A 24566-nucleotide genomic window follows, 5' to 3' on the forward strand; every position below is an offset into this window, starting at 1 on the left:
CATGTTGTATCTTTTCCCGCGCCCAAGCAGATGTCGAGCCTGGCGGCTCACGGTCTTCCTTCTTGCCCTCCTGCTGATATCAGGGCTGGCGGAACAGAACATGGCCCTGGCCGAGACCGGCAAGGCCAACCGTATCTCAGCCATCAAGGCCAGCCGGGATGACACAGGCCTGGTCCTGCGGATTCAGGGGACACAGCAACCGACCTATACGGTCTACGAACTCTTCAACCCGCCAAGGATCGTGATCGATATTGCCGGGGCAGAATTCGAGAAAGATCGACTCCAGCTACCTGAAAACATGGGAATCCGACTGAAGACAAAAGAAGTGAACGGTTCCGAGGTCCCCCTGTCGCGGCTTGAATTCACTCTCCCGGCCACCAGATCCTTCACCGCCAGAAGCGAAGGCAATGATATCATCCTCTTCATAGCGGAGAAAAACGCCCGGCTGCAGGCGACAGCGCAGGACGGTTCCGGAGTGGCCACAGCCGTGGAAGATGTCCTGGTGGAGACCGCCGGAGATCAGACCAGGGTGATTCTCAAGACCAACGGTAAACTGAGCGGCTACCGGAGCGGCGTGCTCGACAAAACAGGCTCGGCCCCGCCCAGACTCTATCTGGACCTGGACAATGTCCGGGGCGACACCCTGCTAAAGGAACAGGAAATAGGCACGGCCCTGGCCCGGATCCGGGTTGCCAGAAGGGGCAGCGGGTTGCGAGTGGTGCTGGATGCCAGCGGTGACAGCCTGTTCCCCTACGAAATTAAGGAGCGGGACGACGGGTTGGAAATCCTCATCCGGGAAGAAAAGGGGTCGGATCAGATCTCAAGCCTCATCGATCAGAAACAGATGATCGAACAGGAACTACCGCAGGTGGATCCGCTCAAGGATGCCAGCGTCTCCGGGGCGGAAAAAAAGAAGGCCTCCCGAACCATGCAGGACAACTTCTCCTTTGCCGGCTACAAAAAAGAACGGATCACGGTGGACTTCTACAAGATCGACCTGCACAATGTTTTCCGGCTTCTGCGTGAGGTCAGCAAGAAAAACATCGTGGTCGACGAATCGGTTTCCGGCTCCCTCACCCTGTCCCTCAACGACGTGCCCTGGGACTTCGCCCTGGACATCATCCTCCAGCTCAAGAACCTGCAGAAGGTGGAACGGTTCAATACCATTGTCATTTTACCCAAGGAAAAGGCCTTTTCCTGGCCGGAACGGGCCGAGGACAACCTGAGTTTCGAGGCCGATGAGAAGTTGACCGCCCAGGAGGCCATTGTCATCCAGCAGCGGGAGAACATTCCCAAACGGATCATCGAGGCCCGCCAGCTCATTGCCAGGGCGCGCCAGGCAGAGACAAAGGAAAATTATGAAACCGCAGTCCAGGCCTACACCGAGGCCCTCGGGAAATGGCCTGAAAATGGTCGGCTGGCCAATAAAATAGCCTCGCTTTTCCTGGTCCAGCTGCACCAGAACGCCAAGGCGGCCTACTATGCCAAAAAAGCCCTGGCCGCCGACCCGACCTACACCGCCGCGGCCCTGAACGCCGCCATAGCCCTGGCCAACATGCAGATGAACCACGAGGCCCAGCAGTATTTTGACCAGAGTGTCAGCGTGGCCAGACCATCGGCCGAGGCCCTGCTGAGTTATGCCGTCTTCAGCGAAGAGCAGCAGAAATACGAGGCCGCTCTGAAGCTGCTTGGCAAACATGACCGACTGTATGGAGAAACCCTGAATTCCATGATTGCCGAGGCCAGGATCCTTGACAAGATGGGACAACGGGAGGCGGCCACGAAAAAATATCGCGCCATTCTGCTGTCTGGCTACCGGGTGCCACCGGATCTGAAGAAATACATTGCCGGTCGAGTGGCTCTCGACCAGCCCATGTGATATGGGACCAAGACACCTGACCGAGGATTACCCCATGAAAGTGCATACCAGAAACACCCTCTATACATGGCTGTGCTGCATTGCCCTGCTCTCTCTTGTGAGCGGCTGCACCACGGTGAACACCGGCCAGACATCGACTCCGGACGAAACCCCGGCGCCGAAGGTCGCCAAAAAAGAGGTGGCTCCGCCACCGGCCCAGCTGCCGGTCCGCTTCCAGCGCCCGTCGTTCATCGTCGAGCAGGAGACCTCCGATATGCTGGCCGAGGACTCGGCCGATTACGCCATCAAGGTGGGGGCCAACATCAACTCCACCCGGGGCCCGCAGCCGCTGTGGGACATCCTCAAACGGCTGGCCAACCTCAAGGGCATGAGTGTTTCCTGGGCCAGTGACGTGGACCAGAACGTCAAGGTTGATGTCAACATCAGTGCCGATGACGACTACTTCAAGGCCATAGACAACCTGCTGCGCCAGGTGGATTATTTTCATGAGGTTCATGGCAACACCATTGTCGTCAAGTACAAGGAGACCAAGCGGTTTCATCTCTCCATCCCCTATATGAAGGGCAGCTACACCACCACGGTGGGCGGTAATTTTCTCACCAACCGCAACGCGGCCACCGGCACCGAGGGTACGGTCAAAATCACCAGCGACGACAACACCTTTGACGTCTGGGAAAATATCCAGGCCAACCTGGATACCATCATGCAGCAGTGGCAGATCCGCCAGGTGACGCCGGCGGCCACCGATGCCGGCGAGCCACCGCCCGAGGGCGAGCAGCAGCCTGAAAGCGAGGTACCCATGGACCTGGCCACCCGCAGCGTGACCTCCGGCGATGCCTATTACACCGTTGACAGAAATGTCGGTCTGATCACGGTAACCGCACCTCGCACGGTACTGGAAAAAGTGGAAAACTACCTGAGCTCGCTGAAAAAGGAATTGTACCGCCAGGTCATCATCGAAGCCAAGATCATCGAGGTCTATCTTCAGGATAACTCCAAGGTCGGAATCGACTGGACCCAGGTACTGAAGGATTTCTCGGTCACCGGCCAGGTTACCTTTGGTGACGATACCGGCCAGATCTATCCTTCCAGCGCCCGTTTTGTCAGCAAGGTGGCCCTGTCGCCGGTCAACTTCACGGTCATGCTCAACGCCTTGAACGAACAGGGTGATGCGCACGTGCTTTCCAATCCCAAAATCACCGTCCTCAACGGCCAGCCGGCCCTGATCAGTGTAGGCAAGGATATCACCTACCTCAAAAGCGTCAGCAAGGACATAGATAACGATGCCGGCACCATCACCTATACGGCCGAAACCGATAACATCGTCGAAGGCATCTCGCTGGGCGTTGTCGCCACCATCCTCGACGACGACTCCGTAATCCTCCATCTGACCCCGATCACCACGGATCTGATCGACGATACGATCCAGTACGAGGTCTTCGGCAACGAGGGACTCAAGGTGGGAGTTCCCAAGGTGGGGGTCCGGCAGATGTCGACCATGGTCCAGGTCGACAACGGCGAAATGCTGATCATTGGCGGGCTCATCGACAAGGTGAAGCGAAACAGCGAGGAATTCGCCCCGGTTGTCGGAGATATTCCGATCTTGAAATACCTTTTTGGATATGAAGAAAAAGTTCTCGAAAGAAGAGAGCTTGTTATTCTGCTTATGCCAAAGATCATATGAGTTTTCACAGGAGAATAGGAATGAATATCTTCCGCTGTCTTTTTATCGGTGTCCTGGTCCTAGCCCTTGGTGGCTGCGGCCAGACGGTACAGCAGTCACTCAAGCAGCCTCTGGTCAAAAAGAGTCTGGCCGGGGCGGAGAAAAAGGTCGTTATCCTGCCCTTTGCCGACTACTCCCGGTCCGACAACCTGGAAACCAGCTACCGCCGCAACCTGCTGATTACCGAGAACCTCACCGACGAGCTGGTGAGCAACTCCTTCAGCCTGCCGATCCAGGAGGATGTCTTTCGCTACCTGGCTGAACACAGGATCATCAACGTGATCGACTACGGGACCAGCAAGACCTCACTGCTTGAAGAGGAACTCAAGGGCGACTGGAGCGAGGCCATGAAAGGTGAGTTCCGCCACATTATCAAGATGACCCGGGAACGCGGCCGGCAGGGCGAAGCGCTGACCAGCCCTGGGACCCACGGGTTGACCCAGCAGGAAATCGTCAAGATAGGCCGTCATTTCGGTGCCGATTACATTATCCGTGGTCGGATCCTCGAGTACAAGGATCGTCAGGATCCCTCCTGGGAGCCCTGGAAAAAAGGCGTACTCACCTTTGTCACCGGGGTAACCAACAAAATCGCCTTTGGCCAGGCCAGCACCGAGGCCTACGACCGGGTGGGCTCCATGTCGGCGGGCGCGCTCTACGGTTCCCTGATTGGCAACAACCTCAACACGCCCTGGGACACCGACAAACCGGACCAGACCATTTTCGGTATCACCGGCGGCACGGATGCCAACTCCATCTTCTGGGTGTGATCGGAGCGGGCGCCGGGACGCTCACCCACAACAGCGGCCGGGTTCCCCAGGCCGTGGTTCAGCTGAGGATCTGGGTCCAGGATGCCTATACCGGCGATGTGGTCTGGACCAACCGGGTGGATGTCAAGGTCTCGCCGGAAAGCGTGCTGGCAGATTACCAGTATGACGCCCTGTTCGAGCAGGCCACGGAGCGAGCCATCGCCACCCTGATCGATAACTTTGTCGCCACCGGTATCTGAACGCCGGATCAGGCAACCCTGCTGCAAACAAAAAAAAGCTCCTGCAGATCGCGCTGCAGGAGCTTTTTCTTTTGTGATTACCACTGAAATTCAGCCACCGATGGATGAAGGTGTCGGCCTCACTTGTTGCACGGGTGTCTGTGGCCTGGATGGCCACAGTCAAGCCCCCAGGGACGGGTTTATGGCGTCCCGTGAAACAAGTGTAGAGTAGAGCGCTGTCAACAATGATCTTCAACGACTATGCCCTGCCGCACGCGGCTACTACATATCAGAGGAGGTCTCATTGCGGACAGCGCCCCCTCGTCGAACCGGACGTGCGGTTTTACCGCATCCGGCTCTCCGATGATCTCTCGCCTCAAGGCATTCACAGGGAGTTGACGGCTCTTTTATGCAGATAGACCAGCCCCTTAGACATGAGCGCCCTGTACAACGACGCTCCATCAAGGTGCCGGCAGTGCCGGTGACTCCGTGTCCTCATAAAGCGACTGAACCGGGTCTGCACGTACCAGTCAAGCGTCTTGAACGATACCTTCGGGTATCCGAAGGAAAAGTAGTTGCCCCAGCCAATCAGAAATCGATTGACGTGGTCAATTACTTCTTCTACCGGCTTTTGAATCCTGCGAATCGTCAGAGCATGTATCCTTTCTCGCGCCCGTTTCAAGCTCTTGGCAGAAGGGACAATGTTCAGGTACCGGCCCGCTCCGTACAGACTGCGGTCAAAGCGGAACGTAAATCCAAGGAAATCAAAACTACTGCCGGGATCTTTCAAGTTAACTATGGTTGTCTTGTTCCGATTCAGGATCAGGTCGAGTTCCCCCAGCGTCTTGTCAACAAAGGCGTGAATGCGAGGTCCGATGTACCGAGCCATGATAACCCAGTCGTCGGCATATCGTACCAGCCTTGCGTTGGCAAAATTGCGGGGACCTTCCGAGCTGTGAAAGCGTTGGTCGAATTCATGGAGAAAGATGTTGGCCAGCAGAGGCGAGATGACTCCACCCTGTGGCGTACCCTTGCGGGAGCGAGTGATCTTGCGACCGCCCTGCCCATCCGCTTCCACGATATCGCTTTTCAACCACATCCTGATCAGCTTCAAAACGGATCGGTCAGCTATTCGACGCTCCAGGCATTGCATCAGTTTGCCATGGTCAATCGTGTCAAAGTAGCTGCTCAGATCCGCATCCAGAACTTCGGTAAATCCCGCCTTGAGCGCCTGCCGAATCGCGGCGAGAGCATCATGGGCCTTAAGGCCCGGGCGGAATCCGTACGAGCAGTCCTCAAAGTCTGCCTCGAAAATCGGCTCCAGGATCAACAGGACCGCCATCTGCACGACCCGATCCTTGACGGTCGGGATGCCCAGCGGACGCATCTTGCCATTCGCCTTTGGGATATAGACCCGTTTCACCGGCATGGGCCGGTAGGTCTTACCCTTCAATTCCTGCTGTATTGTTCGCAGCTGGCCAGATACGCCTTCCGAACTCTCCTTGATGGACGCAAGGCTTACTCCATCCACCCCGGCAGCGCCTCGATTGGCGTAAACCCGGTTCCAGGCACTTTGCAGTACATCCAGGCGATACACCCGGTCGTACAGGGCATAGAATCGGAACTCCGGTTCCTGCTTGGCCTTGTGGCCCAGTTTCTTTCGCAAGAGGGAGACTTTCGGGCTCAGGCCGAACTCCTGCCCTGCCCGTTTATCCGTAGTGTGAGACAAACATGTGTACTCCAAGCGGGACTTCCTCCATTGTCAGAAACACGATCAAAGTCCTGCCCCTTCGCTCCACGGGAGTTACCCCGCTTCAAAACTACTATGAGCAGGTCCGACTCCCGGCCGGAACCGCACAGAGGGTTATGCATTCCCCTCCAGCGTTTGGACTCGGGCTATCTGCTGCCCTGCCCGTCCCGCCGGGTCTCCCAGGTTCCCTGGCGCTCCCTTGAGTACATGCCATCTCCAAACACCCCGGGCGGCCCAACGCAACGCTCCTGTTGTCTCATCGCGTCAATGACTGGCTTCCCCATGACCTCGGAGGGTCGCCGCCGCCAAATGTGTAACGAGGCCGAATCGAGTTCACAGATGTTACGGCCTATACTCTATCTGACCTTACGGCCTTTTCCGACCCTGCTTGACGATTCGGGTTACCCCTACACGCCGGGTCGGCGATTTCGCGGTGAACAGGCAATTACCGCGGGTGGCATCGCAGCCACCAGGTTCGCCAGAGCTTCGCCTGGCACACGAGGTCGACACCGGTTTCAATGCCAAAGATTGATGGTAATCAGATTTTCTTTTAATGGCTAATATCTTTTCCGAAAGAAATCAGGGAGCTGTCTACTGCTGTTCTCCCTTCTGCTGCTGGCTGTTTTCATAGAGGGCGACAAAGTTGATCGGCTCCATGAGAAAGGGCATGAACCCGCCATCCACGGCCAGCTGGCTGACTATCTGCCTGGTGAAGGGAAAGAGCATGAGCGGGCAGTCCACAGCCAGGACCCGCTCCAGATGCTCGGCAGGAATATTTTTCATCAGGAAGACCCCGGCGTGTTCGATCTCGATCATGAACATGACCGTGTCATCATTGCCCTGATCCACGATCTTGGCGGTAATGGCAATGGACATCTCCCAGTGGTCGTCATCGATCTTCTGGTTGTTGAGCTGCAGGTTAAACTCCACCTTGGGCTGCTGGTTCTTCATCAGGAAAATCCCGGGAGCATTGGGATTCTCAAAGGAGAGGTCCTTGATATACATCTTCTGCAGCCGGAATACCGGCATGGTCTGCTGGGCGTCGTTCTGATCTGTCATAGTCTTTCCTTCCTGTGGTATTGGTTATGGAGCCGGGCGCACCATCGGCGCGGACACACGACGTACCAGATCCGGATCCGGTCCCGCCGGCCCGGCCCGGGCTGCGGCTCCTCGTTCACTTGTATTTAGCCGTATTTACGTGGTCACCATCCAGGTGCAGCAGACCGCGGACCGGTCCATGCTGGCCAGGTGAATATGTACCTCAATAGCGCCAAAGACGCAACCGCTGCCTCAGGACGCCAGCGTCTGTTTCAGAAACCGGCCGGTATAGGAAGCGGGACAGGCGGCCACCTCTTCGGGCGTGCCGGCGACCACCAGCTCTCCGCCGCCATCCCCTCCTTCCGGGCCGATATCGACGATATAATCAGCGGTTTTGATCACATCGAGGTTATGCTCGATGACCACCACGGTGTTGCCGCTGTCCACCAGCCGGCCGAGAACGTGGAGCAGGTGCTGGATGTCGGCCGGATGCAGGCCGGTGGTGGGCTCGTCCAGGATATAGAGGGTCCGTCCGGTGGAGCGGCGACTGAGCTCCTTGGCCAGCTTGACCCGCTGCGCCTCTCCGCCCGACAGGGTCACCGACGACTGGCCGAGGGTGATATAACCCAGGCCCACATCGAAAACCGTCTGGAGCCGGTTCTTGATCGGCGGGATATTCTGGAAAAAGTCCAGGGCTTCCTCCACGGTCATGGCCAGGATATCGGCGATGTTCTTGCCCCGGTAGCGTATCTCAAGGGTTTCCTGATTGTAGCGCCGGCCATGGCACCTCTCGCACGTCACATAGATATCCGGGAGAAAATGCATGGCAATGCGGATCACCCCGTCTCCCTCGCAGGTCTCGCATCGCCCTCCCTTGAGGTTGAAGCTGAAGCGGCCGGGCTTGTAGCCTCTGGCCCGGGATTCGGGCAGCCGGGCCAGCAGTTCCCGGATCGGCGAGAGAACCCCGGTATAGGTCGCCGGGTTGGAGCGGGGTGTCCGGCCAATGGGACTCTGGTCGATATCGATCACCTTGTCGATATGCTCAAGCCCGACCACCGTGCCGATTCCCGGTGTCTGGCGGCCGGTCTGGAAAAACTGGTGCGCCTGTCGGTACAGGGTCTCGATCACCAGCGAACTCTTACCCGAACCCGACACCCCGGTGACACAGGTCATGACCCCGAGGGGAAAACGCACGGTCAGGTTTTTGAGATTGTTGACCGAGGCATTTTTGACGATCAGGTTGTATTTTTTCGTCTTCCGGGCCTTCCTGCGTTTCGCGGGCACCGGAATTTCCAGCCGGCCGGAGAGATAGCCTCCGGTCAGGGATCTCTCACAGTCCAGCAGTCCGGGAACCGGCCCGGAATAGATGATCTCGCCGCCGTGAACTCCGGCCCCGGGCCCGATATCGAGCACATGGTCGGCAGTGGCGATGGTATCGGTATCATGCTCGACCACAATCACCGTGTTACCGAGATCACGCAGATCGAGCAGGGTCTTGATGAGCTTGTTGTTATCGCGCTGGTGCAGGCCGATGCTCGGCTCATCGAGGATATAGAGAACCCCGGCCAGCCGCGAGCCGATCTGGGAGGCCAGACGGATACGCTGGGCTTCGCCACCGGACAGAGTTCCGGCCTTGCGGTCCAGGGAGAGGTATCCCAGGCCGACCCCCTGGAGAAAGGAAAGCCGCTCCCGGACCTCCTTGAGGATGGGCCCGGCGATCATCTTTTCCCGCTGACCGAACTCCAGCTTTTCCAACTCGCCGAGCAGCTGGTCGATGGGCATTCGGGTCAGGTCGATAATGGACCACGGTCCGATCCGGGTGGCCAGGGCTTCCGGCTTGAGCCGCGCCCCATGACACTTGGGACAGGGCTGCTCGTTCATGAAGCGGCTCACCTCTTCCCGGACCCGGGAGGATGTGGTCTCGCGAAACAGCCTGTCCATGCGCGGAATGATGCCCTCAAAGGGGATGTTGGAGACAAGATGCCGGCGGCCTCGGGTATGGACGAAATCGATCCTGGTCCGGCCGGTGCCGTAAAGGACTGCCTTGTGCACCTCCTCGGGCAATTTTTTAAACGGCGTGTCCGGGTCAAAGCCAAAATGATCGGCCAGGGCCTGGATCCAGTGGCTGGCATGGGTGGCCAGCTTGCGACGGTTCCAGGGTGCCACCGCCCCCGGGCCAGACTGAGATCCGGATCCGGGACCACCAGCTGCTCGTCGAAAAACTGCTTGACCCCAAGTCCGCCGCATTCAGGGCAGGCTCCCTGGGGATTGTTGAAGGAAAAAAGCTGGGTGGAAAGTTCGGGAACGGAAATACCGCAGTTGTGGCAGGCCGCGGACTCGCTGAACAACATCTCCTCGCCGGAGTCGGGGAACAGGACCAGCATGGTGCCCTCGGTGAGGCGCACCGCCGTGGTGACCGACTCCTCCAACCGCCGCCTTATCCCCTCCTTCAGAACCAGCCGGTCCACCACCACCTCGATGGAATGGTGTCTGTTCTTATCCAGATTGATGGGATCGGCCAGGGAGACGATCTCCCCGTCCACCCGGACCCGGACAAAACCATCCTTGCGCAGACGGGCAAGAAGCTGTTCATGCTGACCCTTGCGGCGGCTGACCAGTGGGGCCAGCAGAATCACCTTGGTCCCCGCGGGCAGAGCCAGCAGAGACAGGACCATGTCCTCCACCGACTGGGAACGGATGGGCCGGTCACAGCGGGGGCAATGGGGCTGACCGGCGCGGGCAAAGAGCAGCCGCAGGTGGTCGTAGATCTCGGTCACCGTACCCACGGTGGAACGCGGGTTCTTGCTGGTGGTCTTCTGCTCGATGGAAACAGCCGGCGACAACCCCTCCAGCAGATCCACATCCGGCTTGTCCATCTGGCCGAGGAACTGCCGGGCATAGGTGGACAGCGATTCCACATACCGGCGCTGGCCCTCGGCATAGAGGGTATCAAAGGCCAGGGTGGACTTACCCGAACCGGACAGACCGGTGAAAACCACCAGCCGGTTCCGGGGCAGGTCCACCGAGATATTCTTCAGATTATGCATCCGTGCGCCGCGGATACGGATATATTTTGGTTCCATGGGATTTCAGGGACAGAAAAACGGTCTTGCGGGTGGCCGGCCGGTCACGAGACGCCGAACTGGTTATGGTCGATTTTCAGACACCGGTCCATGATTACGGTCAAACCTGCTTCCTCGGCCAGAGTCGCAGCCTCCTGGTTGACGACCCCCTGCTGCATCCAGACGGTGCGGGCCCCGATCTCGATGGCCTGTTCGACAATGGGGAACACGTCTTCGGGCCGGCGGAAGATGTCCACCAGGTCCACCTTGTCCGGGATCGACAGAAGGTCAGGGTAGCACCGCTGGCCAAGAATCTCCTCCTGGCCGGGATTCACCGGGATGATCCGGTATCCCGCCTGTTGCAGATAGAGGGCCACTCGATGGGAGGGTCGGGACGGTTTGGGTGAAAGGCCGACCACGGCGATGGTTTTCGTCTCTTTCAGGATACGGCGGATGGTCTCCACCGGAGCAAGCTGCATCATTGTCCGCACTCCAGAAAAAATAATTTGATATGCCGGCACGTTACAGAAAAACCGCGCCCACAGACGACAGCGACAGCGGCGGCCCGCAAAAAGGCGTTTACCGCCACACCCTGGTATGGTAGACTGTTATGTTACAGTACGTTTTCCCAATGCACACAGTCAAGCAGAGCATATTACCATGTATTTCCAAGATATAATAGCCACACTCAACAGCTACTGGGCCTCCAGGGGATGTGTTGTCCTGCAGCCCTATGACATGGAAGTGGGCGCCGGCACCTTTCATCCGGCCACCCTTCTCCGGGCCCTGGGACCGGAACCCTGGAACGCGGCCTATGTCCAGCCTTCCCGCCGCCCTACCGACGGTCGCTACGGGGAAAATCCCAACCGCCTGCAGCATTATTACCAATACCAGGTGGTCCTCAAGCCCTCACCCAAGGATGTCCAGGAGATGTATCTGGAAAGCCTCAAGCGGTTCGGCCTCAACCTGCTGGAGCATGATATCCGCTTCGTGGAAGACGACTGGGAGTCCCCTACTCTGGGAGCCTGGGGGCTGGGCTGGGAGGTCTGGCTCGACGGCATGGAGATCACCCAGTTCACCTATTTCCAGCAGGCCGGCTCCATTGACCTCAAGCCCATTACCGTGGAGCTGACCTATGGCCTGGAACGGATCGCCATGTACCTGCAGGAGGTGGACTCGGTCTATGATATCCAGTGGAACGAACAGGTTACCTATGGCCAGATCTTCCGCCAGGCGGAACGGGAATTTTCCGCTTTCAACTTCGAGGAGGCCAATGTCGAAGAGCTGATCCACGCCTTCAACACCTATGAGAGCGAGGCTCTCAAGCTGGTCGACAAAGGGCTTATCCTGCCGGCCTATGATTACTGCCTCAAATGTTCCCACACCTTCAACCTGCTCGACGCCCGCAAGGCGATTTCCGTCGCCGAACGAACCCGCTACATCGGTCGGATCCGCAACATTGCCCGACAGGTGGCCAGACGTTACGTGGAACAGCGGGAGGAAATGGGATATCCCCTTCTCCAAGACAGGGAAAAACAGGACCAGAAAAAAGCTACCGCCTGAACAGGACAGAGCCGGACAAACGCCTCAATAAAATAAAAATGGCGGAAGTGCATGGGAATCGAACCCACCTGCCAGGCTGTTCACCCGGCACACCGGATTTGAAGTCCGGGAGGGCCACCAGCGCCCTTTCCACTTCCACCTGGCACTGACTTTAATAACTATTGACCTGAAAAACAACTTTTTATTATACTCACACCCTGTAAAAAGGGTACCTTGCAACACATCAACCACCAACCAGGAGAGGACGGCCAACGTCCCGCCAGTTTTCATGCAGTGTGATCAGCTGATTCGTCTTATCAAAGGATGGTATCTTCACGTCAGAGAAGAGACCATGGCTCCTGCCCGCATGATGCAGTTCGTCGACAAACACGTCAAGGAGTGCGACGTCTGTCGATTCGACCCGGACCTGCACCATGAGATCGAGAAAATCCGTGAATTCGTGGTCCCGGAATCAAAGATTCCCAAGGCTATCCGGGTGCAGCAGGAGGCTCCGACCATGGAAATTTCTCCGGAAGAGGACCATGAAGTCACCGACGACACACCTGCTGTGGCCAGCAACCAGACCGATCCGGACAAAGCCGCCTGAACAGACCTGCACCGGTCTGCCTGTTTTTTGTTTTTTGTTTTTTGTTTTTCTGCCAAAGGTTCTCTAATTTGCCTTGTTGCCGCCCTGTTGCCCGCATCCTTTTGTTTCTCCCGTCAGCCTCCGGTTGTGCCGCTCTCCTCTGATGCAGCAAAAAAGCGTCTCCTCCCTGGTTTCCCTGCTGCTGCTTACCGGAATATTTTACCTGAACTTCTGTTCGCGCATCATCCTCGCCCCCCTGCTGCCCCAGCTTGAGCAGGACCTGCATCTTTCCCACGGGGCCGCTGGCGCGTTCTTCCTGATCATGAGCTGCGGCTACTTTCTCTCCCTGCTGGGCTCAGGCTTTGTCTCGTCCAGGCTGAACCACAAGGTCACGATCATCACCAGCATGGTGGCCGTCTCTGTTTCCCTGGCCCTGGTCGGCATGGCCACGGACCTGCTGCTGACCAGGGTCGGTTTTTTTCTCCTGGGCCTGGCGGCTGGACTCTACCTGCCCTCGGCCATCGCCACCATATCGGACCTGTTCCGGGCCGACCGCTGGGGACGGGCCTTTGGCCTGCACGAACTGGCTCCCAACCTGGCCTTTCTCACCGCCCCGCTGATCACCGCCTGGCTCCTGCCGCTGATCACCTGGCACCAGATTCTCTATATCCTGACCACAACCGGCCTGCTGATGGCCCTGATCTACGCAATTCTTGGCCGGGGCAGCCATCTGCACGGGGCACCGCCGGAACTAAACCGCTGCCGCTCCCTTATGGGACAGAGGGATTTCTGGATTCTGGTACTCCTGTTCGCCATGGGAATCACCGGCACCATCGGAGTCTACTCCATCCTGCCCACCTTTCTGGTCAGTGAACACGGCATGACCAAGTACCAGGCCAGCATGCTGGTGGGGCTGTCGCGGATCACCACCCTGGTTACGGCCCTTCTGGGCGGCATCCTGGCGGATCGATTCGGCAACCGGAGAACCATGGCCTCGGTCCTCCTCCTCACCGGGACCACCACGGCCTGTCTCGGGCTTTCGGCCACCGCTCTGGTTTCTCTCTGGGTCTGGCTGCAGCCGGTGCTGGCCGTCTGCTTCTTTCCACCGGCCTTTGCCATGCTCTCCCGGATCGGCTCGGCAGAAACCAGGAACGTGGTCATCTCCCTGGCCATTCCCCTGTCCTTTGTCCTGGGTGGCGGGCTGATTCCGGCGGCCATCGGTCGGCTGGCAGATTATGGTCATTTCCACCTGGCCCTGACCCTGACCGGGGTCTTTATTGCCAGCGGCTCGCTGATTGTCCGGTTCCTTGCCGCTGAAAAAAATCAGCAGGTCCCGGCTCCTGGCTGAGCAGGAGACTGCAGATCCACGTCGTCTACCCGCTGCCAGAGGCAGCAAGAGCTGTAACGTCCAAGAATTCCATGGAAACGAAAAACGAATCCAGGCAATCCGGTTCCGGAAAAAAATGGTGGCTTCCTGTCGGAGCAATGCTGGCCGCCCTCATCGGTGGCCTGATATTCTTCACTCCGCTTATCCTGCGCGTCGGCCTTGAGAAATGGCTGCTGGCCAACGGTGCCGACCAGGTACGAATCAGCGGTGTACGGCTCAATCCTCTGGCCGGCTCACTCTCCATCCGGGGTGTCGAAATTGTCCGGGACTCCAAAAAGGTGGTGCGGGACAGTGAAACCACCCTGGAGATAGAACTCGTTGGCCTGTTCCGGAAAAAGGCTATCCTCCGGAGGGCCACCCTGCGCGGCGTCGCAGTGGACCTGGAACAGCGTGCGGACGGTTCCTGGTGCTATGGTTTCTTCACCCCGCCGTCATCCGCAGAGGAAAAGCCACCGGAACCGGAACAGCAAAGCTTCTCGCCCTGGATCCTGGGTGCTGAAGAAATACTCGTCTCCGACAGCCAGGTCCACCTGAAGATCCCCGATCTTGAGCTGACCCTGAAGGTGGACAGCCTGCGTCTTTCCGAGCTGAGCACAGCCACCGGTGCCCAACCGGCAAAGCTTGTCTTTTCCGGCTCGATCAACGGGGCCCCGGTATCCCTGGACTTGGACAGCCTCCACCTCCTGCGCCATCCATCTCTGAGCGGAACTGTGGATATCCGTGGATTTCAGCTGACCTGGCTGGCCGATTTTCTCAAACCTTATCTCGGGCCCTTTACCGGTGCCGCCACGGTCAACGGTGTGGTCCGCCTCTCCCTCGGGCCGGATACGGATCTGGATGTGGCCTACGATGGTCATATCACTCTCGAGCAGGGGGACCTGGGCGGAGATTCCTGGGGAGTCCGGGGGAAGAAGGTCAGCTATTCCGGCAAAGCCCGGTTTCAGATGCCCCCCCGCGGAGCCATGGTGGTCGACGTGAATGGCCGTCTTGAAGGAAACGAGGTGGCGGTGACCGTACCGAAGGCCGACCTGCAAATCAAACAGCAACACCTCGTGGTCAACGGACCGGTCCAGGTCCATATCGGCGACGAGGTCCGGGTGGACTCCGGTGCTACCGTATCTGCCGGCAAAACCGACCTGACCCTGTCCATCCTCGCCATCGGCGATACGGCTCTCTCCTGGGAGGGCAAGGCATCCTACAACTCGGGCACCGCCACCCGCAACCAGCAGGTCAGCTTCAACGGTGCCCTCCTGGTCAACGATCCCGCCTTTGCCCTCGACACCCGGACCGTGGCCCTGCATACCGAAGGAAAAAAAATCTCCTGGCAGGGGAAAGGAAGGTACACCTCGCCTCTGGCCGGCAAGGCCGAACATACCGTTGCCCTGGACGGGACGCTTGGAGGCGCTGGCTTGCGGTTCGCCATGCCCGGACAGCTCGATCTCTCCCAGGAAGAGCTGCAACTGGCCGGCAAAACCTCGGTACGCTTCGGTGACCAGGCCACGGTCCAGGTCGATGGCGAACTTGCCTTGAGGGGGGGCAGACAACGCATCCTCTCCCTGGTCAACGGCTCCCAGAACGATCTCAGCTGGAACGGTACGGCCTGCTGGGAGCAAAACGATCAGCAGCAGGCCGTACTCCTCGACGGCACCCTGCAGGGTGCCGGTCTCCAGGCACTGCTCGTGCCCCAAAAACGGCAACTCTTAATCGATGACCTGAAGCTCTCAACCAGGGCCTTTGATCTACGGCTTGCCGAAGGTGTCGAACTGCATGGCAATGGAGACCTGGAAGCGCAGCAACTGGTCTTCGGGGACTCGGAAACCGGACATTACCTGCTCAAAAGCCGAGAGCTGACAATCAGCGGACTGGAGGCCCCCGGGAAAGGTCCGGTAACGATCACCGGGGCCGGCCTGCTTGGCCTGGAAATCGACGGCGGGCCGGACAGAGGACTGCACCTGAGCCTGCCCTCTCTTCGCCTGAACCGGATGGAGAGCCAGAATCTACATGATTTCACCATCGACTCCCTGATCTCTGACCCGGTGACAATCACCAACACGCGGGATGGCAGCAACCAGGGAGGAATCGGTGGTCTCGAGGCCAGCAACATCCAGGCCGACACCACGGGTGAGGTCCACCTTGATCACCTCCTGGTCCAAAATGTCCATCTCTTTCCCCAGGACGAGGACACCGAGGCCCTGCATCTTGGCTCCATCACGGTCAACAAACCGGCCTGGTCGATGAAAAACGGCCTCTCGGCCGAAGAGATCGTTCTCAACGATCTCTTCATGGACCTGAAGATCGACGAGAAGGGCTCGCTCAACCTGAGCCAGGCCGTGCGGGAACTGACCGGCAGCCAGGTTCCGGTCGCCGTGGAGTGTGTCGAAGACAGACGGAATCCAGGTACAAAGCCTGCCGAGGGAGCTGACAGAGAAAAGGAACCGGCCAGGGGCTACGCCGGGCCGCCCCTGCGCCTGGAACGCATTCATCTGGAAGGGGAAAACCGCATCCTCTTTGTCGATCACCGGGCTGCCACCGACTATACCCGCAACCATCCCTTCACCATGGAGCTGGTTCCGACCAGGGCCCTGGTGGAACATATCGATTCCCTGGATCCCGAGACCCCGGCCAGCTACAGCCTGGAGGCGGTGATCGACAAGTTCTCCTACCTCTCGGTCGAAGGGACCGCCCGGCTATTCGGACCGACCTTGGTCCTGGAACAGGAGGCTCAGATCAAGAACTATCCCCTGGTCAACCTGTCGCCCTATGCAGCCGATGCCATAGGCGTGGAATTCACCCAGGGCCAGCTGGAACTGCAAGCCAAAATTCACATTGCCGACAACACCATCGACGCCGACAACAACTTTTTGTTCAAAAAAGTCGATGTTCAGACAGTGGCCAAGGAAAAGGCCAAGGCCCTGCCCTTTGATCTGGACTACGCCCTGGCCATCCTCAGGGACAGCAATGGCAATATTGAACTCAAGGTGCCCGTCTCCGGACCGCTCGACAAACTGGACGTGGGGCTTTCGGGTCTACTGATCACAGCCATGAACAAGGCGGTGGTCACCGGGGCCTCCTCCTACCTTATCTATGCCCTGGGTCCCTATGCCGCCCTGGCCTATCTGGGCGCCAAGGTGGGTAACGAGATACTCAAGACCCGGCTGGCGCCGGTGGAATTCACGCCGGGCAGTGATGTCTTGAGCGAAAAACAGACCGACTATCTCGACCGGGTGGCCAAAATCCTCCGGGAGCGGCCCAAGCTGGAGCTTCAGCTCTGTCCGAAGCTGGCCCGGGACGACCTCCCCCCGACACCAAGGTCGACGAGCTCAGTTCCGAGGCAAAAGAGCGTCTCCTGGACCTTGGCGAGAGGCGGGCCATCGCGGTCCGGGATTTCCTCACCGGAAACCACGGTATCGATCCCAAACGGCTGCTCATCTGTTCATCGGCCCTTGATACCGGCAACGGGGGCAAGCCGCGGGTCGACCTGCAGCTCTGACCGCCACCGGGTCGACCGCTCAGCCCCAGATGCCCTGGATCGCTTCGCCGCATTCGGGGCAGTGGGCCAGGCGCGGATTATCACCGAGGCGCAACCGGTTCTCCTCGAGGGAAAAACCGAGCCTGGTAATGAGGGCGACGCCGCAGGCAGGGCACCAGGTATTTTCTCCGCCTTCACCCGGCACATTGCCCTCGTAGACAAACCGCAGTCCTTCGGCAAGACCGATGTCCCTGGCCCGCCGCAGGGTGGCCACCGGGGTGGGTGGCCGGTCGGTGAGTTTATAGGTGGGATAAAAGGCGGTCACATGCCAGGGAATGGAGGGATCGATACTGTAGATGAAGCGGGCAATGTCTCGCAGTTCCTCGTCCGAGTCGTTGAGCCCGGGGATCACCAGGGTGGTCACCTCGACCCAGATCCCTGCCTCGTGCATAAGCCGGACCGTATCCAGCACCGGCTGGAGCCGGGCCGAACAGATACGGCGATAGAAGTCCTCGGTAAAGCCCTTGATGTCGATATTGATCCCGTCCAGCAGCGGGGCCATATCCTGGATCACCTCCGGCGTCATGTAGCCGTTTGATACAAAGACATTTCTGATGGAACGGGCATGGGCCAGCTCCATGCAGTCGCGGGCGAATTCATAGAAGATGGTGGGTTCCACATAAGTATAGCTGATGCTGGCACAACCCGTTCGCTCCGCCGCAGCCACTACCTCTTCCGGTGACCGATAGGTACCGGCGATGCCACCGTGATGCAGGTGCGGATACTGGGAGATGTCATAGTTCTGGCAGTGGAGACAGCGGAAGTTGCACCCCACGGTGGAGATGGACCAGGATTTCGAGGCTGGAAGAAAATGAAACAAAGGTTTTTTCTCGATGGGATCGCTGCTTTCCGCCACCAGATGCCCGTAGACCAGGGTATAGAGCGTCCCTTCCCGATTCTCGCGTACTCCGCAGATACCACGGCGTCCCGGTTTGATCAGGCAGCGGTGATTGCAGAGTCTGCACTGGACCTTGCCGTCCTCCTTTCTGGTGTAGAAACGTGCCTCGTGCATGGTATCCCTCCCTTGTTGCAGATCAACTGTCAGCAAACCCCTGAAAAAAACTATAATACCTATTTCCGGTATGGGAAACCGGCACCCTTGATTTTCCGGCCAGATCGCATAACGTATCTTGATCTGGCGGCGATCCCGGGCTATCTTTTCAGCTGGTGCCACCCGTCCAGGTGCCGGCAAAAAGACCATTTCTCAATGGCCGCCTAGCCCGCATATTTCACAATGATCGTGGCGAAAGGCCTGAAAACGGTGTGGATGAAAGGAACAGCTTCAAAAAGAGCCGCAGACATATTGAAATATTTCGAGGACTCTTTTTGAAGCTGTGACGCAGCAGGCGAGGTGTTTTCAGGCCTTGCAGTAGATCGCTTGTGAAATATGCGGGCTAACACCGATCCCGGCTGTCTGATGGTGCTAACCAGCATGGTTGGACCACATTTCAGTACTGTCCAGCCACAACAACTCATGAAAATCACTATGGAATTATCCAAACCTGTGGTGTTTTTCGGACAAACCTGTTTCGGAAGGATCCCATGCACTGGAAAAAAACTTCTCTTTTTCTCCTCTTTCTGACGCTGTCCACCTCGCTGCCCGCCGTGGCCTTGGCCAGAATCACGGTTTTTGTCTCTATCCTGCCCCAGGAATATTTTGTCGAACGGGTGGGTGGCGAACGGGTCCAGGTTCAGGCCCTGGTCCAGCCAGGCCAGAGTCCGGTCACCTACGCCCCGACACCACGGCAGATGGCGGCCCTGTCCCGGGCCGATGTCTATTTTCGCATCGGTGTGCCGTTTGAAAACAGCCTGATACCCAAGCTGCAGCGCTCCATACCCCATCTCTCCATCATCGACCTGCGTCAGGGACTGGATCTGCTACCCGGCGACCACGACCACGAAGGCCACGGGGCGGGTGATGAGCATGTCGAAGACAGGCGACACGACGAAGAAATGGACCCGCACACCTGGCTCGATCCCCGGCTTGTCAAAAAACAGGCGGCTCTCATCCGCGATACCCTGATCCGTCTCGATCCCGAAGGAAAAGAGCTCTACCAGCTGAACTATGAAACCTTTGCCGCGGATCTCGAGGCTCTGGACCGCAGACTCAGGGAGGTGCTCGCACCCCTGTCCGGCCAGACCATCTATGTTTTTCATCCAGCTTACGGCTATTTCTGCCGGGCCTACGGCCTGCGACAGAAAGCAGTGGCCCCCGGGGGCAAGGGGCCGGGCCCCCGCCATCTGGCACGCCTTATCGCCTCGGCCAGGAAGGACAATGTCCATGTCATCTTTGTTCAGCCCCAGTTTTCCAGCTCCAGCGCCCGGGTCATCGCCCGGGCCATCGACGGAGTGGTGATTCCGCTCGATCCGCTGGCGCGGGACTACCTGGCCAACATGGAGCGTATTGCCGGCCGGATCGCCGCCGCGTTCTCGCCAACGGTCGGGTCGTCTCCCAGACGGCCCTGAATACAACCTGAAAAAGAACATGAAGATCATCTCCGGAGGACAGACCGGGGCCGACCGGGCGGCCCTTGACGCGGCCATCAGGCTGAACATTCCCCATGGCGGCTGGCTGCCCAGGGGACGCCGGACTGAAGAGGGATCGCTGCCGTCCCGCTACCGGCTCCAGGAACTGCCGTCGGCCAACTACCGGGACCGGACCCGGCAAAACATCCTGGACAGTGACGGCACCCTTATTGTCTCCTTTGGCCCCCTCACCGGTGGTTCGGCCCTGACCGAGGCCCTGGCCATCCGGCACCGGCGGCCCTGTCTCCATATCGACCTGGAACTGTGGCAGCCGGAGCGAGCTAAAAAAGCCATAGAGCAATGGCTGAGAGACCATAACATCGAAACCCTGAACGTGGCCGGCCCCAGAGCGAGCGGCGAGCCGCGTATCTACCGGGCTGTCTTCGATCTCCTGCTGCAGATCAGCTGGCCTGAAACGGACGAAACACCATGAGCAGATCAAACAACACATCTCGGTTTTCGCGTCGGTCAATCCTGCGTTTTTTCCTTCTCTGTGGCGGAAGCGCTATGGGAGCGCCTCTTCTTACCGCCTGCAGTACTGACCCGGTAACAGGAGAAAAATCCCTTGTCATGATGTCCAGGAGTCAGGAGATAGCCCTGGACCGACAGCAGGCTCCGTTCCAGTTCTCGGCCGATTACGGGGTTATTCAGGATCAGCGACTCAACGGCTACCTGAACCGGGTGGGACTGGAACTGGCCCGCCGTTCGCATCGGCCCGACATGCCCTTTTCGTTCCGCGGCGTCAATGCGGCCCATATCAACGCCTACGCCTTTCCCGGCGGTTCCATCGCCGCCACCCGCGGAATCCTGGTGGAACTGCAGAGCGAAGCCGAGCTGGCGGCCCTGCTGGGACACGAAATCGGCCATGTCTGCGCCCGGCACGCAGCCGAACAGATGGGCAAGGGATTGCTCGTCAACCTCCTGGTGGCCGGGGCCTCGGCGGCTACCTCCAGCGCCGGTCACGAGAGTACGGCCGAACTGATCTCCAGGCTTGGCGGCATCGGGGCCGGAGCCCTGCTGGCCAGATACAGCCGCAACGACGAACGGGAGGCCGATGCCCTGGGCATGGAGTACATGACCAGGGCCGGATACACGCCGCTCGGCATGGTGGGCCTCATGGAGATCCTGCTGCGGAGCGGAGAGCACAATCCCACCGCCATCGAGCTCATGTTCGCCACCCATCCCATGAGCCGGGAACGGCTGGAAACGGCCCGCCAAAATGCTCGTGGCCGCTACCGGGCCATGATCGACAACCCCGATCACCGGCAAAGGTACCTGGATCACACCGCCAGCCTCCGTCGTCTCAAACCGGTGATCAAGGCCATCCAGAAGGCGGAAACCGCCATGGCCGGTAAACAGCTCGATCGGGCCGAAGAGCTGCTGCGCACCGCTCTTGACCAGGCTCCGGAGGATTACGGAGCCCTGGTGGTCATGGCCAAGTGTCAGTTCCTCCGCCGGCAGCCAAATGAGGCTGCAAGCTATGCCCGCCAGGCCACCCGGGTCTACCCGGACGAAGCCCAGAGCCACTGGCTGCTGGCCATGGCCAGCCTGGCGGAACAGAAATATGGCCAGGCTCTGCGGGAATTCGACGAGGTGGACCGGCTACTGCCAGGCAATCCGGACATCCTCTTCTACCGGGGCCGGGCCCTGGAAGGCATGCAGCGCCGGGAAGAGGCCGCCCGGGCCTACGCCGCCTTTCTTGGCCAAGTGCGCCAGGGTGACAAGGCAAAATATGCCTACGCCCGCCTCCGGGAATGGGGCTATATTCGCTGAAGGGTGCTCACGATACATTCCCGGGACCGATAACCGCTCGGCGGGCACGGATCACCTCTTCCCGGCAGGAGCAGGTTGACGGAGCGCATTTTTTCAGGTAACGTTGGTGTCATATTTTCAGATGCTCTTAACCGAGCTTAATAGGGAACCCGGTGTGAATCCGGGACGGGCCCGCCGCTGTGACCGGGGACGAATTTTGCAACATGCCACTGACCTCCTCCGGGGTTGGGAAGGCGCAAAAGGAGGATGATCCGGGAGTCAGAAGACCTGTCTGAAATACATAGAGAGCCTGCCCTCGCGGACAAGGGGCAGATGTATGCTCACAGGGTTGTTCGAGGAAAAATCAGGGATCCTCGGATCAATAACTTTTTGTTTATTGGTCCGGGGATTTTTTTTTGCCTTTACCCGGCATCTCCGGACCGGCACAACGTCATTACGAGGAGATGTGTGATGAAAAAGGAGATTCGAGCGGCCCTGGCCCTGTGTCTCGTGGCCACACCTGGACTGGCCCTGGCAGGAGCGGACGAAGACAGTCCTGCAAACGAAGTTACCCTGGACGAGGTGGTGGTGACCGCCACCCGCAGTGAAGAATCAGTGCGGGAGATTCCGGCCAAGGTCGAGGTGATCGATGGCGAGACCATCGAGCTGACCACCGGCGACACCCTCACCGAGCAGCTCAAGAAAAACAGTTCCATCGGAGTAATAGAGTATCCCGGCGCCCTTGCCGGCATCGGAATCCGCGGTTTCCGGCCGGAATTCTCCGGTATCACCAAGCACACCCTTGTCCTCGTCAACGGCCGGCCGGCAGGGGCCACCAACCTGGCGACCCTGCTCACTGACAACGTGGAGCGGATCGAGGTCCTGAAGGGGCCCGCCTCCTCTCTCTACGGCGGCGAGGCCATGGGTGGCGTCGTCAATGTCATCACAAAAAAGCATACCGGGCCGCTCACCGGTATGGCGGAGATAGGCTTTGGCTCTTTTGAGACCAATGCGGAAAAGACGGCCGTGGGTGGCAGCATGGGGAGAGGCTTTGACTTTGACATCTTTGCCAACCGTTTCGAACAGGCGGACGACTACAAGATGGGCGACGGTGCAACCAGGCCTAACACCGCCTATAAAATCCAAAACGGTTCCCTGCGCCTGGGCGGTGATCTGGGAGCGTGGCGGATCGATGTCAGGGGTGACATCTACCAGGGCCGCGATATAGAAACGCCGGGTGACATAGCCTATGGCAACGATATGTCAGGCCACAAGGATATCGACCGCTTCGGGATGGACGTTACTCTCGGCGGGCCACTGGGCGACAGTACCAGAATAAGCTTCACGGGATACCGCAGCAACGAGACTGCCGAGAACTACAACCACTACTCGGGCTGGTACCCGTCCGTGGTTCAGGTAACCCCCTACCGGAGCTACGACTCGGAGACCGACTGGCTCGGATTCCAGCTCAAGGACGAGTACACCTGGGGCAGCCACAGGTTCGTCGCCGGAATCGATTACCAGGATATCGACAGGGAAAGCCGGAGCTACAACCAGGACGGTACCCGCAGGGCGCCCTGGTCCCCGGATGAAGGCCGGGAAAACTGGGCAGGCTACCTGGAAACCATCTGGCGCTTTATGGATGACCGGCTCACCGCCACCATAGGCGGCCGCTACGACACCTTTGAGGTGGAGACCAAACCAACGCCCTACAAAACCGATTTTACGCCCAACTCTGAAGATTTTTCAACCTTCAGCCCCCGGGCCGGCCTGAACTACAACCTTGACCTGGGACTCCGGTTGCACACCACCATCGGCAAGGCCTTTGTTCCGCCGACCGCGGCCCAGCTTGCCGGCTATGCGGAAACGGACGTTGGCGGGGTCACCATGGTCACCCGGGGCAATCCGGACCTGAACCCCGAGTCCTCGATCACCTGGGATATCGGTATCGGCTATGCTCAGCCCAGGCTGGGATTGTCCATGGACGTCACTTATTTCCACACCGACGTGGACGACAAGATCACCACGATCACTGTCGGCAACACCACCACCTACGAAAACAGCCTCAGCGCCGAAATGGAAGGGCTGGAAACAGAATTTTCCTTTGATATCGGAGCGCCCATGAACTGGGACCGTTCGCTGGAACTGTTTGTCAATGCCACCCACATGTTCAAGGCCGAAGAGGAACAGCCCGATGGGACCATGAGCGATATCCACAACGTGGCCGACTACACGATAAACTATGGCCTCCGATACTCGGACGACATGTTCGATGCCAGGCTGCATTTCCGCAGCCAGGGCCGGATGAAGGATACAGACTGGACCGCACCCGGCTATCCGGAAATAGAATACCCCTCCTTCACGGTGGCGGACCTGGTGGTCGGGATGTCGTTTAAGGAGCATCACCGGCTCACCCTCAAGGTGGACAATCTCTTTGATGAATACTACTACGAGAAAACAGGCTATCCCAAGCCCGGAAGAGGCCTCTACCTGAGCTACCGGTATGCGTTCTGAGCCGAAAATATGGATGAGGACCGGCAGCCGGCCCTGACCCGAAGACAATCATGGTCACCGCCATGAACGGACCGGCGATCGATCTTTTAAAAGAGGAAAACACACTGTCAGGGCGGCGGGCAGCCTCCTGCAGTTTTTCACCTGCAACGGGATCCTCAGCCGGCCGGGATGACAGCATCCCGGCCGGACCAATCTCTGTACCTATCCGGACAGGTTTTTTTCGGGGCACAGCCCCGAAAAAAACCTTCATCTTCTGCCCGCCGCCCTGCTGTTTCGCGGAAATCTGTTGCAAA

The 24566-nt window shown here is 58.8% G+C and carries 15 protein-coding genes, 1 tRNA gene, 2 pseudogenes and 1 riboswitch; of the genes and pseudogenes, 12 read left to right on the forward strand and 6 right to left on the reverse strand.

Annotation, left to right across the window (positions count from 1 at the left end; translation table 11 throughout):
- Window position 1: 1 nt before the first annotated feature.
- Genes GF1_RS13545 through GF1_RS13560 form a run of 4 tightly spaced genes read left to right on the forward strand, consistent with a single transcriptional unit; the run spans window position 2 to window position 4608 of the window.
- Complete coding sequence (locus GF1_RS13545) at window positions 2-1879, forward strand: type IV pilus secretin family protein (RefSeq protein ID WP_267927087.1); 1878 nt, start codon at window positions 2-4, stop codon at window positions 1877-1879.
- Window positions 1880-1913: 34 nt separating this feature from the next.
- Window positions 1914-3563, forward strand: a complete 1650-nt coding sequence (gene mshL, locus GF1_RS13550) for a pilus (MSHA type) biogenesis protein MshL (RefSeq protein ID WP_267927088.1) — start codon at window positions 1914-1916, stop codon at window positions 3561-3563.
- A 20-nt stretch (window positions 3564-3583) separates the two neighbouring features.
- Window positions 3584-4369: a hypothetical protein gene (locus tag GF1_RS13555; protein WP_267927089.1), complete on the forward strand. Its 786-nt coding sequence runs from the start codon at window positions 3584-3586 to the stop codon at window positions 4367-4369.
- On the forward strand, window positions 4366-4608 hold the full coding sequence (locus tag GF1_RS13560; protein WP_267927090.1) for a hypothetical protein: 243 nt from the start codon (window positions 4366-4368) through the stop codon (window positions 4606-4608). Before GF1_RS13555 ends, GF1_RS13560 begins: the two co-directional genes overlap by 4 nt.
- A 364-nt stretch (window positions 4609-4972) precedes the next feature.
- Here the strand turns inward: GF1_RS13560 and ltrA are convergent, their stop codons facing one another.
- From ltrA to GF1_RS13580, 4 genes and pseudogenes are all read right to left on the reverse strand, one after another.
- Window positions 4973-6316 carry a group II intron reverse transcriptase/maturase gene (gene ltrA / locus GF1_RS13565; protein WP_267927091.1) on the reverse strand — a complete coding sequence of 448 codons (1344 nt, stop codon included), beginning with the start codon at window positions 6314-6316 and terminating at the stop codon, window positions 4973-4975.
- Between the two features lie 612 nt (window positions 6317-6928).
- Window positions 6929-7396 carry a protein-export chaperone SecB gene (gene secB, locus GF1_RS13570; protein WP_267927092.1) on the reverse strand — a complete coding sequence of 156 codons (468 nt, stop codon included), beginning with the start codon at window positions 7394-7396 and terminating at the stop codon, window positions 6929-6931.
- Between the two features lie 231 nt (window positions 7397-7627).
- A pseudogene (gene uvrA, locus GF1_RS13575) lies at window positions 7628-10458 on the reverse strand (excinuclease ABC subunit UvrA).
- A 44-nt stretch (window positions 10459-10502) separates the two neighbouring features.
- Window positions 10503-10919 carry a CoA-binding protein gene (locus tag GF1_RS13580; protein WP_267927093.1) on the reverse strand — a complete coding sequence of 139 codons (417 nt, stop codon included), beginning with the start codon at window positions 10917-10919 and terminating at the stop codon, window positions 10503-10505.
- 178 nt (window positions 10920-11097) lie between these two features.
- Here GF1_RS13580 and glyQ point away from each other — a divergent pair, with 178 nt between their 5' ends.
- Entirely contained in the window at window positions 11098-12000 is a 903-nt protein-coding gene (gene glyQ, locus GF1_RS13585) for a glycine--tRNA ligase subunit alpha (RefSeq protein ID WP_267927094.1), read from the forward strand.
- A gap of 39 nt (window positions 12001-12039) precedes the next feature.
- On the opposite strand, the gene GF1_RS13590 is transcribed toward glyQ, so the two are convergent.
- Window positions 12040-12137: transfer RNA gene (locus tag GF1_RS13590), tRNA-Sec, on the reverse strand.
- A gap of 194 nt (window positions 12138-12331) precedes the next feature.
- Between GF1_RS13590 and GF1_RS13595 the strand changes: the two genes are divergently transcribed.
- From GF1_RS13595 to GF1_RS16625, 3 genes and pseudogenes are all read left to right on the forward strand, one after another.
- Complete coding sequence (locus GF1_RS13595; protein ID WP_267927095.1) at window positions 12332-12586, forward strand: hypothetical protein; 255 nt, start codon at window positions 12332-12334, stop codon at window positions 12584-12586.
- Between the two features lie 142 nt (window positions 12587-12728).
- Window positions 12729-13913 (forward strand): MFS transporter, encoded by a 1185-nt coding sequence (locus tag GF1_RS13600; RefSeq protein WP_267927096.1) that lies wholly within the window; start codon window positions 12729-12731, stop codon window positions 13911-13913.
- 71 nt (window positions 13914-13984) lie between these two features.
- A pseudogene (locus tag GF1_RS16625) lies at window positions 13985-17227 on the forward strand (DUF748 domain-containing protein); the annotation flags it as partial.
- Window positions 17228-17461: 234 nt separating this feature from the next.
- On the opposite strand, the gene amrS reads toward GF1_RS16625, so the two are convergent.
- The gene (gene amrS, locus GF1_RS13610; protein WP_267929151.1) at window positions 17462-18493 is read right to left on the reverse strand and encodes an AmmeMemoRadiSam system radical SAM enzyme; all 1032 of its coding nucleotides are present in this window, start codon (window positions 18491-18493) and stop codon (window positions 17462-17464) included.
- A 530-nt stretch (window positions 18494-19023) separates the two neighbouring features.
- Here amrS and GF1_RS13615 point away from each other — a divergent pair.
- From GF1_RS13615 to GF1_RS13630, 4 genes are all read left to right on the forward strand, one after another.
- Window positions 19024-19947 (forward strand): metal ABC transporter solute-binding protein, Zn/Mn family, encoded by a 924-nt coding sequence (locus GF1_RS13615; protein ID WP_267927097.1) that lies wholly within the window; start codon window positions 19024-19026, stop codon window positions 19945-19947.
- Window positions 19948-19966: 19 nt separating this feature from the next.
- Window positions 19967-20440 (forward strand): putative molybdenum carrier protein, encoded by a 474-nt coding sequence (locus GF1_RS13620; RefSeq protein ID WP_267927098.1) that lies wholly within the window; start codon window positions 19967-19969, stop codon window positions 20438-20440.
- A 137-nt stretch (window positions 20441-20577) separates the two neighbouring features.
- Window positions 20578-21780: a M48 family metalloprotease gene (locus GF1_RS13625; RefSeq protein ID WP_267927099.1), complete on the forward strand. Its 1203-nt coding sequence runs from the start codon at window positions 20578-20580 to the stop codon at window positions 21778-21780.
- A 103-nt stretch (window positions 21781-21883) separates the two neighbouring features.
- Window positions 21884-22069: riboswitch (cobalamin riboswitch) on the forward strand.
- 161 nt (window positions 22070-22230) lie between these two features.
- Window positions 22231-24273 carry a TonB-dependent receptor plug domain-containing protein gene (locus GF1_RS13630; RefSeq protein WP_267927100.1) on the forward strand — a complete coding sequence of 681 codons (2043 nt, stop codon included), beginning with the start codon at window positions 22231-22233 and terminating at the stop codon, window positions 24271-24273.
- Window positions 24274-24566 lie beyond the last annotated feature (293 nt).

The organism is Desulfolithobacter dissulfuricans, assembly GCF_025998535.1.
In the GTDB taxonomy this organism is placed as follows: domain Bacteria; phylum Desulfobacterota; class Desulfobulbia; order Desulfobulbales; family Desulfobulbaceae; genus Desulfolithobacter; species Desulfolithobacter dissulfuricans.